The sequence below is a fragment of the Paenalcaligenes sp. DL 463 genome (assembly GCF_057475185.1).
In genome coordinates, this window is sequence record NZ_JBYBKX010000001.1 from 603124 (window position 1) to 617550 (window position 14427).

General features: G+C 52.1%; 10 protein-coding genes and 1 tRNA gene. 10 read left to right on the top strand and 1 reads right to left on the bottom strand.

Translation table 11 applies throughout. The annotated features are described in order from the left end of the window. Window position 1: 1 nt before the first annotated feature. From tssF to selD, 9 genes are all read left to right on the top strand, one after another. Window positions 2–1927: a type VI secretion system baseplate subunit TssF gene (gene tssF / locus AC2UZI_RS02785; RefSeq protein ID WP_486942304.1), complete on the top strand. Its 1926-nt coding sequence runs from the start codon at window positions 2–4 to the stop codon at window positions 1925–1927. A 200-nt stretch (window positions 1928–2127) separates the two neighbouring features. After that, window positions 2128–5196, top strand: coding sequence for a formate dehydrogenase-N subunit alpha (fdnG, locus tag AC2UZI_RS02790; protein ID WP_486942305.1), 3069 nt, complete (start codon window positions 2128–2130; stop codon window positions 5194–5196). 11 nt (window positions 5197–5207) lie between these two features. Further along, window positions 5208–6107, top strand: a complete 900-nt coding sequence (fdxH, locus tag AC2UZI_RS02795; RefSeq protein WP_486942306.1) for a formate dehydrogenase subunit beta — start codon at window positions 5208–5210, stop codon at window positions 6105–6107. Next, complete coding sequence (locus tag AC2UZI_RS02800; RefSeq protein ID WP_486942307.1) at window positions 6100–6750, top strand: formate dehydrogenase subunit gamma; 651 nt, start codon at window positions 6100–6102, stop codon at window positions 6748–6750. Before fdxH ends, AC2UZI_RS02800 begins: the two co-directional genes overlap by 8 nt. Window positions 6751–6820: 70 nt before the next feature. Then, window positions 6821–7756: a formate dehydrogenase accessory protein FdhE gene (gene fdhE / locus AC2UZI_RS02805; protein ID WP_486943699.1), complete on the top strand. Its 936-nt coding sequence runs from the start codon at window positions 6821–6823 to the stop codon at window positions 7754–7756. Window positions 7757–7758: 2 nt separating this feature from the next. Then, the gene (gene selA / locus AC2UZI_RS02810) at window positions 7759–9195 is read left to right on the top strand and encodes an L-seryl-tRNA(Sec) selenium transferase (protein ID WP_486942308.1); all 1437 of its coding nucleotides are present in this window, start codon (window positions 7759–7761) and stop codon (window positions 9193–9195) included. Beyond that, complete coding sequence (gene selB / locus AC2UZI_RS02815; protein WP_486942309.1) at window positions 9192–11126, top strand: selenocysteine-specific translation elongation factor; 1935 nt, start codon at window positions 9192–9194, stop codon at window positions 11124–11126. The genes selA and selB overlap by 4 nt, the downstream gene beginning before the upstream one ends. An 11-nt stretch (window positions 11127–11137) precedes the next feature. After that, window positions 11138–11233, top strand: a tRNA-Sec gene (locus tag AC2UZI_RS02820). Between the two features lie 21 nt (window positions 11234–11254). Continuing rightward, entirely contained in the window at window positions 11255–12319 is a 1065-nt protein-coding gene (gene selD, locus AC2UZI_RS02825; RefSeq protein WP_486942310.1) for a selenide, water dikinase SelD, read from the top strand. 15 nt (window positions 12320–12334) lie between these two features. Here the strand turns inward: selD and AC2UZI_RS02830 are convergent, their stop codons facing one another. Next, window positions 12335–13138: an IclR family transcriptional regulator gene (locus tag AC2UZI_RS02830; protein ID WP_486942311.1), complete on the bottom strand. Its 804-nt coding sequence runs from the start codon at window positions 13136–13138 to the stop codon at window positions 12335–12337. A gap of 234 nt (window positions 13139–13372) precedes the next feature. Here AC2UZI_RS02830 and AC2UZI_RS02835 point away from each other — a divergent pair, with 234 nt between their 5' ends. Further along, on the top strand, window positions 13373–14407 hold the full coding sequence (locus AC2UZI_RS02835) for a porin (protein ID WP_486942312.1): 1035 nt from the start codon (window positions 13373–13375) through the stop codon (window positions 14405–14407). Window positions 14408–14427: the final 20 nt, after the last annotated feature.

The following is a 14427-nucleotide window of genomic DNA, read 5'->3' on the forward strand; positions in this document are numbered from 1 at the left end:
TATGCGGCAATTTTTAGACTACTACAACGACGAACTAGCCTTTATGCGCGAAATGGGCAAAGAGTTCGCCGAGCAGCACCCCAAAATCGCAGCCCGACTGGGGATGAAAGACATCGAGGTGGCAGACCCCTATATCGAGCGCTTGCTAGAGGGTTTCAGTTTTTTGACGGCGCGCATCCAAATGAAAACGGATGCCGAGTACCCTCAGTTTACGGGCAATTTACTTGAACTGTTGCAGCCGAATTACACTGCACCCGTGCCGTCCATGACGGTCCTACAGTGTAAGCCCAGCTTTAATCAAGGAAGTTTAGCCAAGGGGGCAACCCTTCCGCGTGGCACTGTGCTACGGGGGCAGGTGCCCAAAGGGGAGCAAACGGCGCCAGAGTTTACAACCGCTCAAGAAGTTTGCTTAAGTCCTTTGCATATCTCAGACCTCCGTACGGGCCCCGTGCCTGTCGCGTTAAAAGAGGCCGCCTTACGGCACGGCTTGAAAGCCCAGTCGTTGCAGCGCGTGTTGACCTTGCGTTTTGATTTGCAAGGTGGGGTGTTATTAAACGATTTGAAGCTTGATCAGATCATGCTTTATCTGCATGGCCAGAATACACAGATGTATGCGCTGCTCGAATGGTTGATGACGCAGACCCAAGGCATCGTTTGTCACGATACGCAGCAGCCTATGCGGTGGCAGCATTTTTTGTCGGCTGATGCCTTACGGCAAGAAGGGTTTGATAACGAACAGGCCTTATTGCCTGCCGACCCTAGGCAGTTTCAAGGGCATCGTTTGCTACAAGAGTACTTTGCCTTTGCCGAGCGTTTCTTGTTCTTAAGCATTAACCATATTCAACGCGCCATTGCGCTGCCTGACGCTTTACAGCAACGACAAACGCCTAAAGACAGTGACGTGGCGCCGCGCAGTTTTGAGCTGTCATTTTTGCTGGCCACCGCTCATCCCGATCTAGAAGCCATCTTGCGTCCCGAGCATTTCGCGTTGCATTGCACACCAGCGATTAATTTGTTTAAGCGACAAGCCGATCGAGTGGCGCTGCAGAATAATCAACATCAGTATCACTTGGTGGTGGACCGAACTCGGCCTTTGGATTTTGAAGTGCACTCGGTAGAGCGGCTTATTGCCTATGCTGGGCAGGGTAACCAGCGCGAGCAAGCATTCAGGCCGTTTTATCAAAGCATCGCGAGTGACACTGAAAATTACGGCGCCTACTACGCGGTACAGCGCCAAGAGCGATTGCACTCAGACCAAGCGAAACAGTACGGCACGCGTAGCGCATACCTAGGTAGCGAGGTCACCTTGCAATTGGTGGATCAGGCGCAAGCCCCTTTTAATCCACACTTACGGCATTTAGCAGCCAGCGTCTGGTGCAGTAATCGAGACTTACCGTTGTTAATGTCGTCGGGTACTGAGCAGGATTTTGTGCTGAAAAGTATCTCGGCTCCTGTTGACGGCATACGCATGCTACGAGCGCCTACCTCGCCACGCCCGCCCTTAGCGAGGGGCGAATATGCGTGGCGCTTAATTAAGCAACTTGAACAGCATTACTTCGCCTTTGATCAAAGCAATGAAGCACAAGCTGTTGCGCACTTACAAAACATTCTCGCCATTCATGCCAATCAAAGCGACCCGCACTTGAAGTTACAGCAGCAAGGCATACAAGGTGTCTCGTCAGAGGTGATGCATCAACGTTTGCCACTACCGGGACCGATTGTTTATGGACGGGGTGTACGTATAACCGTGCGTATGGATGAAAGTGTGTTTGCAGGTCTTAGCCCTTACGTGATGGGTGCAGTGTTAGAGCAGTACTTCAGCCGCCACGTGGCGATCAACATCATGGTGCAATGCCGCTTAGTGTCGGTACAGCGGGGCATTATCGCAGAGTGGCCGGTCAGAACGGGCGCGCGGCCTCAGTACTAAATTAGCAAGGTTAAGAACGAAATAGGGGGCAAATACAACCGGTACACTCGCGAGAATGTTAAAGTGTACACACTATGAGCCAATGGTAGTAATGTGAGTAATACCTTTGGTTCTTTTATGTAATTACTCGTATACTTCGGTGGTATACGATGCAATTTGCATCCACACTATCCTGAAGCTTCAATCATCTGGAGGACGCCATGGTTAAGATGAACCGGCGGCAATTCTTTAAGGTGACGGGTACAACGTTGGCGAGCTCTAGCCTAGCATTATTAGGTGCAGCACCCACTCCGGCGATGGCCGAAGTTCGTCAATATAAGTTGGCGCGTATGACAGAAACGCGTAACACCTGTCCGTACTGTTCCGTAGCCTGTGGTGTACTCATGTACAGCCTTGGCGACGGCGCAAAAAATGCCCATCCCCGTATCATGCACATTGAGGGCGATCCCGATCACCCTGTGAACCGCGGTACGCTCTGTCCTAAGGGGGCGGGTCTCGCCGACTTTATTAATAGTCCTAATCGACTAAAGCACCCTGAGTACCGAGCCCCCGGTTCAGATTCTTGGGAGCAAATTTCGTGGGATGATGCGGTTGATCGTATCGCTCGCTTAATGAAAGATGACCGTGACGCCAATTTTATTGAGCGTAACGAAAAAGGTGAAAAAGTTAATCGCTGGTTAACCACCGGCATGCTGGCAGCTTCTGCTAGCTCTAATGAAGTGGCTTATATTACGCACAAAGTGATACGTAGTATGGGCACATTGGCATTCGATAACCAAGCCCGTGTCTGACACGGCCCGACGGTGGCAGGTCTTGCCCCGACGTTTGGCCGAGGTGCGATGACGAACCATTGGGTCGACATCAAAAACGCGGACGTTATTTTGATTATGGGCGGTAATGCCGCCGAAGCTCATCCCTGTGGTTTTAAATGGGTTACCGAAGCAAAAGCGCATAATAAGGCGAAGTTGGTCGTGGTCGATCCCCGCTTTACACGCTCGGCTTCCGTAGCTGACTACTACGCGCCTATTCGTACCGGTACCGACATCGTCTTCTTAGGCGGGGTCATACGCTACCTGATCGAAAACGATAAAGTTCAACACGAGTACGTTCGTAACTACACCGACTTATCGTTCGTGGTTCGAGAAGATTTCGATTTCGAAGACGGCTTGTACTCTGGCTACAACGAAGAGAGTCGTACTTACGATCAGTCCAGTTGGGATTACGAGTTGGGCGAAGATGGCTATGTCGTTACTGACCCTAGCTTGCGACACCCACGTTCCGTGTTCCAGTTGCTGAAGAAACACTACGAGCGCTACACCCCCGAAATGGTTGAGCGAGTCTGTGGTACGCCCGCAGATCAGTTCATCAAAGTGTGTGAGATGTTGGCTTCAACATCGGGCCCTGATCGTGCCGGCACGATTCTGTACGCTTTAGGCTGGACGCAACACTCGATTGGCTCACAGATTATTCGTACCGGTGCCATGGTGCAGTTGCTGCTGGGTAACATCGGTATTCCCGGTGGCGGCATGAACGCGCTGCGCGGACACTCGAATATTCAAGGTCTTACTGACTTAGGCTTAATGTCGAACTTGTTACCTGGGTACCTTACCTTACCCAAAGATAGCGAGCAGACTTACCAGTCATTCCTAGACACGCGAGCTCAGCAACCGTTACGTCCTAACCAGCTAAGTTACTGGAGTAACTACGGCAAGTTCCACGTCAGCTTGATGAAAGCCTGGTGGGGCGATTCGGCAACAGCCGAGAACAATTGGGCTTACGATTACCTGCCTAAAATGGATAAAAGCTACGACATGCTGCAGGCTTACGAGCTGATGCACCAAGGCAAAATGTCAGGTTATATCTGTCAAGGCTTTAACCCATTGGCCGCTGCGCCGCATAAAGGCAAGTTGCTTCAGTCGTTCTCGAACTTGAAGTTCATGATTGTGATGGATCCGTTGCAGACGGAAACGTCCGAGTTCTGGCGTAATTACGGCGAGCATAACGATGTGGATTCGTCACAGATCCAAACCGAAGTGATACGCTTGCCCACCACGTGTTTTGCTGAAGAAGAAGGCACGTTGGTAAGTTCCGGTCGCTGGTTGCAATGGCACTGGAAAGGTGCTGAACCTCCAGGTGAAGGGAAAAGCGACATCGAAATTATGGCGCTTATTTACCATCGCATCCGTGAGCTGTATGAGGAAGAGGGTGGTGCATTCCCCGACCCGATTCTCAATCTTGACTGGAAGTACAGTCAGCCGCTTAACCCAAGTGCTGAAGATCTTGCGAAAGAGATTAACGGTAAAGCCATTGAGCCAATGCGCGATGCGAACAATCCCTTAAGGGTGGTTCGTCAGGCGGGCGAGCAGCTTTCTGGTTTTGGCGAGCTACGTGATGATGGAACCACCAGTTCAGGCTGCTGGATTTACACCGGTAGCTGGACCACCGAAGGCAACCAGATGGCTCGCCGTGACAATAGCGATCCGACAGGTATAGGTCAAACGCTGAATTGGGCGTGGGCCTGGCCGGCAAACCGTCGCATTTTGTACAACCGTGCTTCGGCTGACGTGGCGGGTAAACCGTTTGATGCTAAGCGACCCTATGTTTACTGGGACGGTGCAAAATGGGGTGGGGCAGACGTTCCTGACTATAAGCTGGATGAGAACCCAGCCAATGGTATGGGGCCCTTCATTATGAACCCTGAAGGGGTGGCTCGATTCTTTGCACGCAAAGGTCTGGTCGAAGGTCCTTTCCCGGTTCATTACGAACCCTTCGAGACGCCGGTGGGTTACAACCCGCTGTTCCCTGATAATAAGCTGGCTATCAGTAATCCTGCGGCACGGGTCTTCGAGCAAGATTTGGCCAATATGGGCAAAGTGGCTGACTTCCCTTATGTGGGTACCACGTACCGTCTAACCGAGCACTTCCATTACTGGACGAAGCACGTCAGACTCAACGCCATTCTTCAACCAGAGCAGTTTGTTGAAATTGGCGATGCGTTGGCTAACGAGCTGGGCATTGTGCAGGGCGACCGAGTCAAAGTGTCTTCTAACCGGGGTTATATCAAGGCGGTTGCCGTGGTAACCAAGCGCATTAAAGCGTTAACGGTGGAAGGTAAAACGGTGCACCAAGTAGGTATTCCGTTGCACTGGGGCTTTGTTGGGTTAGCAAAACCGGGCTTCCTAGCCAATACGTTGACTCCGTCAGTGGGGGATGGCAACACGAACACACCCGAGTTCAAGTCATTCTTGGTCAATGTCGAGAAAGCATAGGAGCGTAAATTATGTCATTGCAATCATTAGATATTAAGCGCGTCTCTGCCACCACGACACCACCTCCTACCGTCCGCCAAGAAGTGGTCGGTGGCGGGGTGGCCAAACTCATCGATACGAGTAAGTGTATAGGCTGTAAAGCCTGTCAGGTTGCTTGTATGGAGTGGAATGATCTACGAGACGATATCGGTACGAACATCGGGGTGTACGATAACCCTGCTGATCTTACCGATCAGTCGTGGACACTCATGCGTTTTGCAGAGTACGAGAACCCAGAAGGTAATTTAGAGTGGCTCATCCGTAAGGATGGCTGTATGCACTGTGAAGATCCAGGTTGTTTGAAAGCGTGTCCTGCACCTGGGGCAATTGTTCAGTACAACAACGGTATTGTGGATTTTCATGAAGAAAACTGCATCGGCTGTGGCTACTGTATTACGGGTTGTCCTTTCGATATCCCCCGCATCTCTGAGAAAGACAGCAAGGCTTACAAATGTACCTTGTGTTCCGATCGCGTTGCCGTGGGACAAGAGCCTGCCTGTGTGAAAACCTGTCCTACTGGTGCCATTGTTTTTGGCACTAAAGAAGACATGATTAAACACGCTGACGATCGTATCGTTGATCTACAGTCGCGCGGTTTTGATAACGCGGGTCTTTATGATCCAGCAGGTGTGGGCGGCACGCATGTTATGTATGTGCTGCATCACGCCGATCAGCCAGAACTCTACAACGACTTACCCAAAGATCCGAAGATTAGCCCCATGGTTAGTCTGTGGAAAGGGATTAGTAAGCCGTTAGGGGTTGCCACAATGGCGGTAGCCGCATTGGCTGGTTTCTTCCATTACATTCGTACGGGTCCCGTTGAAACGGACGAGGAAGACGAACGTAAAGCCGAGGAGAGTACTCATGAATGAGGTTAACAAACCCAAATTGATCCCTCGATACACTGCAAGTCAGCGTATTAATCACTGGATCATCGCGATTACTTTCATTTTGCTCACGGCTTCTGGCTTGGCACTGTTTCATCCTGCTTTTTACTGGCTCAGTAATTTGCTGGGTGGCGGGGTATGGTCGCGCATTTTGCACCCTTTTATTGGGGTGCTCATGTTCGTCTGCTTTGCGGTGCTAGCTATACGTTTGTTCGGCCATAACCTGTTGACTCGTTCTGATATCGAGTGGCTAAAGCGACCAGGCGATGTGCTCAATAACCGTGAAGAGAACCTTCCTGAGGTCGGACGTTATAACGGCGGACAAAAACTTCTGTTCTTCGCTATGATTCTCTTGATGGTGGGCTTGTTAGCAACGGGCTTTGTGATGTGGCGCTCGTACTTCTCGTATTTGTTCCCGATTTGGGGCATACGTTTAGCGTCCTTGTTGCATGCGCTCTTTGCGTTCCTGCTGATACTCGCGATCATCGTGCACGTTTATGCGGCGATCTGGGTGAAGGGAACCGTGCGAGCCATGACTCGTGGTACGGTTACACCAGGCTGGGCTTGGAAGCACCACCGGGGCTGGTTCCGTCAAATGCGTAACAACGGTACAGACCCTCGTAAGTAATTGCCTTTAAGCTTTTACTGACATGGCTGCCCCAAGTATGGGGCAGCCTTATTTTTCAGGAGAAACGGTTTTGCAGCGAATTCTTGCACGCGGCGAAATAGAAAGCCTCGATCACACTCATATTCCTCGCTTACGTCTGCCAGTTAAGACGGCAGTCTTTGTTGATCGAGCGGCGCGATTGCGCCGGCTCGCAGAAGAAAACCCCTTGGCTGATTATTTGCACTTAATGGCGAACGTCGTTGACGGGCAGCATCAGGCTTTGAAGCAGCTAGCGGTTACAGGGCCAACGGTTGAGCGTATTGAATTAGCGCAAACACACGGCATGCCTCCGGTTCAAGCCCTAGGCTGGGAGCGTGATCCAGCGTGGTTAGGCCTATTGGCCAGTTTGCTAGACCATCTGTTAGCGCTTAACGAGGTACCCCAACAAGCGAAAAACGTCATCCAAGCCTTACGTGAGCGCATTGAGACCGAACCTGCAGCCATTGACGCCCAAGCGGATGCGATTCTTGCCGAGCTAGAGGAAGGAGTAGAGGTTGCCAACGCGCCCTTTATTATGGCGGCGTTACAAGTTTACTGGACCAGTCTAGCGGCTGATTTCAACGAAAGCGACATGCCGGTGGTAAGCCCTAAAGGCGTGTGTCCGGTATGCGGTAGCTTGCCCGTGGCCAGTGTGGTGCGTGTGGGTCAAGCAGAAGGTATACGTTATTTGTGTTGTTCGTTATGTTCGTCTGAATGGCATTTAGTACGGGTCACTTGTTCACACTGTAACGACAATCAAAGTATTGCCTATCAGTCGATAGAGGACGGGCCTGAAGGGATTAAGGCTGAAACCTGCGATAAGTGCCACACCTACAGAAAAATTTTCTACCAAGAGAAAGCCTTAGGCATGGATCCGGTTGCGGACGATTTGGGAAGCCTGATGCTTGATATCTTAGTGGGCGAAGCGGGTTATAACCGAGCCAGTGCTAACCCTTTATTGTGGCAACACACACAGGCTGACTCATGACGATGAGCGATATCACAGACGATTTGAGTAATGAAAAAGCCAGTCTCGCTGATATCCCTTCGTTGGAACGCCTACTGGGCACACCCTCAGGACGGCGCTTGATGGCTGACGTGGGGCGTTCGCGCCTTACGGCGGTGCTGCGTCAGTTACTTGACGAGCACCGTAGCCAAATTACGCAGGCTCAGGTCGAGCTTAAGGCCCTTGCACCCGACGCGCTACTTGACGAAGTCCAGCTACGCATGGCGAAGCAAGATCAGTCTCGTTTACGTGCTGTGTACAACTTAACCGGAACGGTTTTACACACGAACTTAGGCCGAGCCTTATTGCCCGACGAGGCCGTACAAGCGGTGGTTGCTGCATTAACCACACCGGCTAATTTAGAGTTCGATCTGGCAACAGGGCGCCGCGGTGATCGCGATGATCTTATCGAAGAGCTGGTGTGCGAACTGACGGGTGCTGAAGCGGCGACGGTTGTTAACAATAATGCAGCGGCGGTGTTGCTAACCTTGAATGCGCTATCGAATCGGCGCGAAGTGGTGGTGTCCCGAGGCGAGCTGGTGGAAATCGGTGGCTCGTTCCGTATACCGGACATCATGCAACGCGCCGGCTCGCGATTGGTTGAGGTGGGTACGACCAATCGCACACACCGTAGTGATTATGAAAATGCCATTGGGCCGCGCACAGCGATGCTACTCAAAGTGCATTGCAGTAATTATGCGGTGACTGGCTTTACACATAGTGTGCCCATTGCACAGGTGGCTGAATTAGCTCGCCAGCATAACGTACCCAGTGCGGTCGATTTGGGCAGTGGCACGTTAGTGGATCTTACCCAGTGGGGTTTACCTCGCGAAGAGACTGTGCGTGAAACCATCGAGGCTGGGGCCGATATTGTCACCTTTAGCGGCGACAAGCTATTGGGTGGGCCACAAGCAGGGCTTATTGTCGGGCGCGCTGACTTAATACAGAAAATAAAGAAAAACCCCTTGAAGCGGGCTTTACGGGTCGGGAAGCTGACCTTGGCCGCACTCGAGCCCGTGTTAGCGCTTTATCGTGAGCCCGAGCTATTGACGCAGCGTCTCACTACCCTGCGGTTACTGACTCGCCCGCAAGCACAAATGCGCGAACAAGCGCAACGGTTACTTCCCTTGCTGCAACAGGCCTTAGGTGACGCCTATCAGGTGCATGCTGATGCCATGTTCAGTCAAATCGGCAGTGGAGCATTGCCCATTGATCAGCTACCAAGCTATGGGTTGCGTATTGAGTATGCGGGTGCGGGTCGCTCAGGGCGAGCATTGAAAAAGCTGGAAACGGGGCTACGACAGTTACCGCGCCCCGTGGTGGGTCGCATTGCTCACGATGCCTTGTGGCTTGATTTGCGTTGTTTAGAAGATCGCGATGAGGCCGCTTTTACTCAACAATTTTCCACGATACTCCTATGATTATCGGCACGGCAGGACACATTGACCACGGTAAAACCACCTTAGTTCAAGCGTTGACGGGTGTGGACACTGATCGGTTAAAAGAAGAAAAGGCGCGTGGTATCTCTATTGAGTTAGGGTATGCCTACGTGCCCTTAGCGAATGGCGACATACTGGGGTTTATTGACGTTCCGGGTCACGAACGTTTAATCCACACCATGACAGCCGGTGCCAGTGGCATTGATTTTGGTTTGTTAGTGGTGGCTGCAGACGATGGCGTGATGCCGCAAACGCGCGAGCATCTGGCTATTTTGTCCATGTTGGGTGTTTCGCAAGGCGCGATTGCGATTAGCAAAGCCGATCGTGTTGACCCGACACGACTACAGGACGTGCAGCAGCAGGTAATGCAGTTGGCGCAAGGTACTTTCTTGCACGATATGCCACTGTTCGAAGTCAGTGCAGCGACTCCCGATGATGCAGGTGTGGCGCGATTACGCTCGCACTTGCACGAGTGCGCACAGGCAATGCAAGCACACAGCGGTAGTGGTCTGTTTCGCTTGGCCATAGACCGAGCCTTTACGCTTAAAGGCCATGGCACCGTGGTGACGGGCACGGTACATGACGGGCTACTTCACGTAGCTGATGACAGCATTGATTTACGCTTAATGCCTTCAGGGCAAAAATTGCGTGTGCGCAGCATTCATGCACAAAACCAACCTTCTGAAACGGCTCGGGCAGGGCAGCGTTGTGCCTTAAACCTGAGTGGTATTGATAAGGAAGCCATCTCACGTGGCGACTGGGTGGCCGATGCACGTTGCTTTGTGCCGTCACGTAATCTGGATGTACGGCTGCAACTGTTAGCCGATACCGGAGCGACGGCACGTACGTGGACGCCAGTACACGTGCATCTGGGCGCGTCGCATTTTTTAGCGCACGTCGTACCCTTGTCTGAAACAAACCTAGCAGCGGGTGAGCAGGGCTGGGTTCAGCTGGTGTTTGATCAACCCGTCTGCGCCATGGCGGGCGATCGCTATATTATTCGCGATGCGCAGGCTAAGCAGACCATTGGTGGCGGGGTGGTATTAGACCCTAATGCGCCGCAACGTAAGCGTCGTTCACCTGCACGTTTGGCATGGCTCGCTGCGGTGTCAGCACTGCATGCTGACGCCAACGCCGATTTGCAAGCGGTATTGCAACAAGCGCCGTGGGGTGTAAACGAACACGACGCGATGCGACTATTGCGTCGCGCGGTCGACGATCTGGCTCCACCTGAGGGCGCATTATGGGTGGAGACACGCAGTACACAGGCGCCGCGAGTTTTAATATGGCAATCCCATTGGGATGCCTTGGTAGAGCAAACGGTACAGACCTTGCAGGTGTTTCATGAAAACTGGCCTGACGAGCCGGGCGTGAATGCTGCTCGCCTACGCCGTATGGCGCTACCAACGGCTCCCGATACCTTATGGGCAGCGCTTTGCGAGAGTCTATTGGGGTTGGGCTTGCTTGCGCGAAATGGGCCATGGTTGCATTTGCCCGGTCATGCCATCACCTTAAGTGGTCAAGAGGCCGAGTTAGCCGAACGTATACTGCCTTTAATCGAGCAAGGCGCTTTTAATCCGCCATGGGTGCGCGATTTGTCGGCACAATTGAGCGAGCCTGAAGAGCTTGTACGTCATGTCCTGCTTAAATTGCTACGTCGGGGGGATGTGTACCAAGTGGTGCGTGATCTGTTTTATCATCGCACGCAAATCGTGCGCTTAGCCGAATTGATTAGTGCAGTCGCAAGCGCTGACGGCTTAAGTGCCGCAGAGTTTCGCGATCTGATCGGACAAGGCCGTAAACGTAGCATTCAGATTCTTGAGTTTTTTAACCGTGCTGGCTACACCCGCCGGTTACGTGACCGGCACGTGGTGTACAAAGGTAGCGCTGACGTCTGGCAACGGCTATCATAATAGCTCTTCTTGGAAGGCAATCGTGTCCGGTGGCATGGCTGGGCTTCAAACCCAGTTGAGGGCGTCAGACGCTCTTAGGTAGGTTCGACTCCTACTGCTTTCCGCCAAATGCCTATCAACGGTGCGCCATGAACGATCTCTCATCTCCTAGCAATACACCTCGCCTCACTTCACTGTCCCATGGTGGGGGCTGTGGGTGCAAAATCGCCCCTGGCGTTCTAGCAGAGTTATTGGCGGGTATGCCCGCTGCACAACCTTATGCGGCATTGTTAGTGGGTAACGAGACATCGGACGATGCCGCCGTTTATCAGCTGAACGAACAGCAAGCGCTTATTGCCACTACCGATTTTTTCATGCCCATTGTTGATGATCCTTACGACTTTGGACGTATCGCAGCGGCCAACGCATTGTCTGACGTTTATGCAATGGGCGGTACACCTATCATGGCGTTAGCACTGGTAGGAATGCCGGTTAATGTGCTTCCGAAGTCCGACATTGCGGGCATTTTGCAAGGCGGCGCGTCAATTTGTGAGCAGGCGGGCATTCCCGTGGCCGGTGGCCATTCTATTGATTCTGTCGAGCCCATTTATGGTTTAGCGGCGATGGGTCTGGTGCACCCTAAAAATATAAAACGTAACTCTCAAGCCCAAGCCGGTGACGTGCTGGTGCTAGGAAAAGCCTTAGGGGTTGGGATATTGTCTGCAGCCCTCAAGAAAAACGTTTTAGACGATCAGGGCTACCAAGACATGATCGCCAGCACCACCCAGTTAAACACGCCGGGTGCTGCCTTAGGAGCATTGAGCGGTGTGCATGCCATTACCGACGTGACGGGCTTTGGTTTGTTGGGGCATACCTTAGAACTTGCGCGTGCTTCGGGGCTATCGGCACGCTTGCGATACGCAGATCTTCCTTGGCTTGCGGGGGTAGAGGGTTTCGCCGAGCAAGGTGTTATTACCGGCGCTTCGGGGCGTAACTGGACATCGTTTGGTGAGTCAATCCAGCTTGATGCAAAAATTAATGATACCCAACGTGCGTTGTTATGTGACCCTCAAACCTCGGGCGGCTTGCTAGTGGCTTGTTCGCCTGAGACGGTGGCTGAGGTGTTGGATATCTTCCATTCCGAAGGGTTCAGTCATGCCAGCGTTGTTGGTGAATTGCAAAGCCAAGGGCCGCTGGTTCAGGTAGACGGCTAAGAAAGCAGATTTTACTTAGGCCGGGGGCTGATACCCCAATAGTTTTGAAAGCTCAAGCGCGGCCCCACGTACGGTAGTGACCAACTGCTGCGAGTCGATGTTGCCTTTCGTTAAGTGGCTAACCGGTATGGTGACTCCAAGCGCCGCGATAAGCTCTGCCTGACTGTTGCGCACGGCAACGGCAACGCTTGCCACTTCGGGCTCAAAGTATCCCTCATCCAGACCATAGCCTCGCTCAGCATCTTGATGAATCAGTTCATACAGCGCTTCGGTGGTTGTGGCGGTGCGGGCAGAGAACTGTTGTAAGTTGTTGTCGGGGTACAAGCGCTGTAAATCGTCTAACTGCATATCACTTAACAACACACGCCCTAAAAGAGTCGCGTGTACGGGAAGTCGTGTCCCCACGTGTACGGAACTGACAAAAGGCGTAGGGGCCGCCACTTTGCCAATAATGACCACTCGGTCTTCGTCGCGCATAGCTAGATTACACGAAAAGCCGGTTTCATCGCGCACGCGCTCAAGTATGGGTTTAGCCAATTCGGTTAGCTCTAACGATGCTAAATACTCGAACCCCAACCTAAGAATTGCCATGCCCAGACGGTAAGCGTGCCCCCCTTCTACCCGCTGTACAAAGCCCAAACTTTCTAAAGTGTTGAGCAAACGAAAAGTCGTGGTGCGTGGAATTCCCAGTCGTTTCGCGAGTTCGGGGGCGGCCAGCACTTGTTCATTTCTGTTGAATTCTGACAACAAACGCAGACCGCGCTCTAGTCCGGGTACGGAGTAACGGTCTTGTGTTTGTGTGGGTGACTGCTCGCTCATTCATCTCTCTTTTATTAAGCCTTGATCTGCAGCACTAAGTATAAGTGGGAGGCGGTTTTTGGGACAGCACTGCCTTTAGCGATCAACGTGTTACGACATATAAGCAGTTGGTTTAAAGGGTTTCTACCCATTTATTTTTCACTTCAACTAAAACTATACTGCATTTGTTCCAGATATAAAACAGTGTTCCATATGTGGTTCATAAAATCAAATGTTAATCCTTGGGAGGAGAGAATGTATCTACGCAAAAGCGCTGCGGTTTTAGCTCTAATGGTGCCTGTGGCCGTCTGTGCTCAAAATAGCAACGTTCAACTGTATGGCGTGATCGATAGCGGTGTCAGGTATGACAAGGCTGTGGATGGCTCAAGCAAATTTGGGGTCGCCAGTGGTATTGCAGGGCAATCTCGTTTTGGCTTGAGAGGCAGTGAAGATTTAGGTAACGGCTATTCCGTGACCTTTGTGCTGGAAGGCGGATTCCTAACAACGACCGGTACGCATACACAAGGAAGAATGTTTGGTCGACAAGCCACTGTGGGTTTAAAGGGTGGGTTTGGCGAGGTGCGCATTGGCCGTCAGACAGTGTTTGGCTACGCATGGTCGCCCTTTATTGCTAGCCCGTTTGGCGTGGCTTGGTCGGGTAACTCGGTCGGTTCTACCTTTGGCTATAAAAGTGGTGACTACGGTCCCGATGGCCGCTTAAGTAACGCCATTATTTACCAAACCCCTGTTGTAGGTGGCGTAGAAGCGGGTATTGGTTATAGCTTTTCGACGGACGATGTACAGGCTCCTGGCGCATCGAATAACAACCGAGTGTTGACAGCAGGTTTGCGTTATACCGGTGGTCCCTTACGTGCGGCCTTGACCTATGAACGCTTGAATCCGAAACGCGACACCAATAGACGTAGCGCGCAGAACTATCAATTGGGTGTTTCGTACGACTTTGAGGTTGTCAGAGTGTTTGCTGGTTTTAACGAGCAGCGAAATATCAACTCCAACCCCACACCCGGATACATCGCCGCAGGTAACCATCGCGACCGAGCCTACAGCCTAGGGGTGTCGGTACCGACTGGAAAATCCGGAACCACCATGCTGAGCTATCAGCGTGCAGTGCTATCGAAAAATCATGGTTTGGCCGCCGCTTATCGTCATCAGTTGTCGAAACGAACCAGCCTCTATGCCATGGGTAACTTATATAAGGTACGTAACCACACCACAGAAACGAATCACAACAAACGACAGTTTGGTGTGGGGGTTCAACACGCTTTTTAATGTGGTTTTACAGAGTAAAC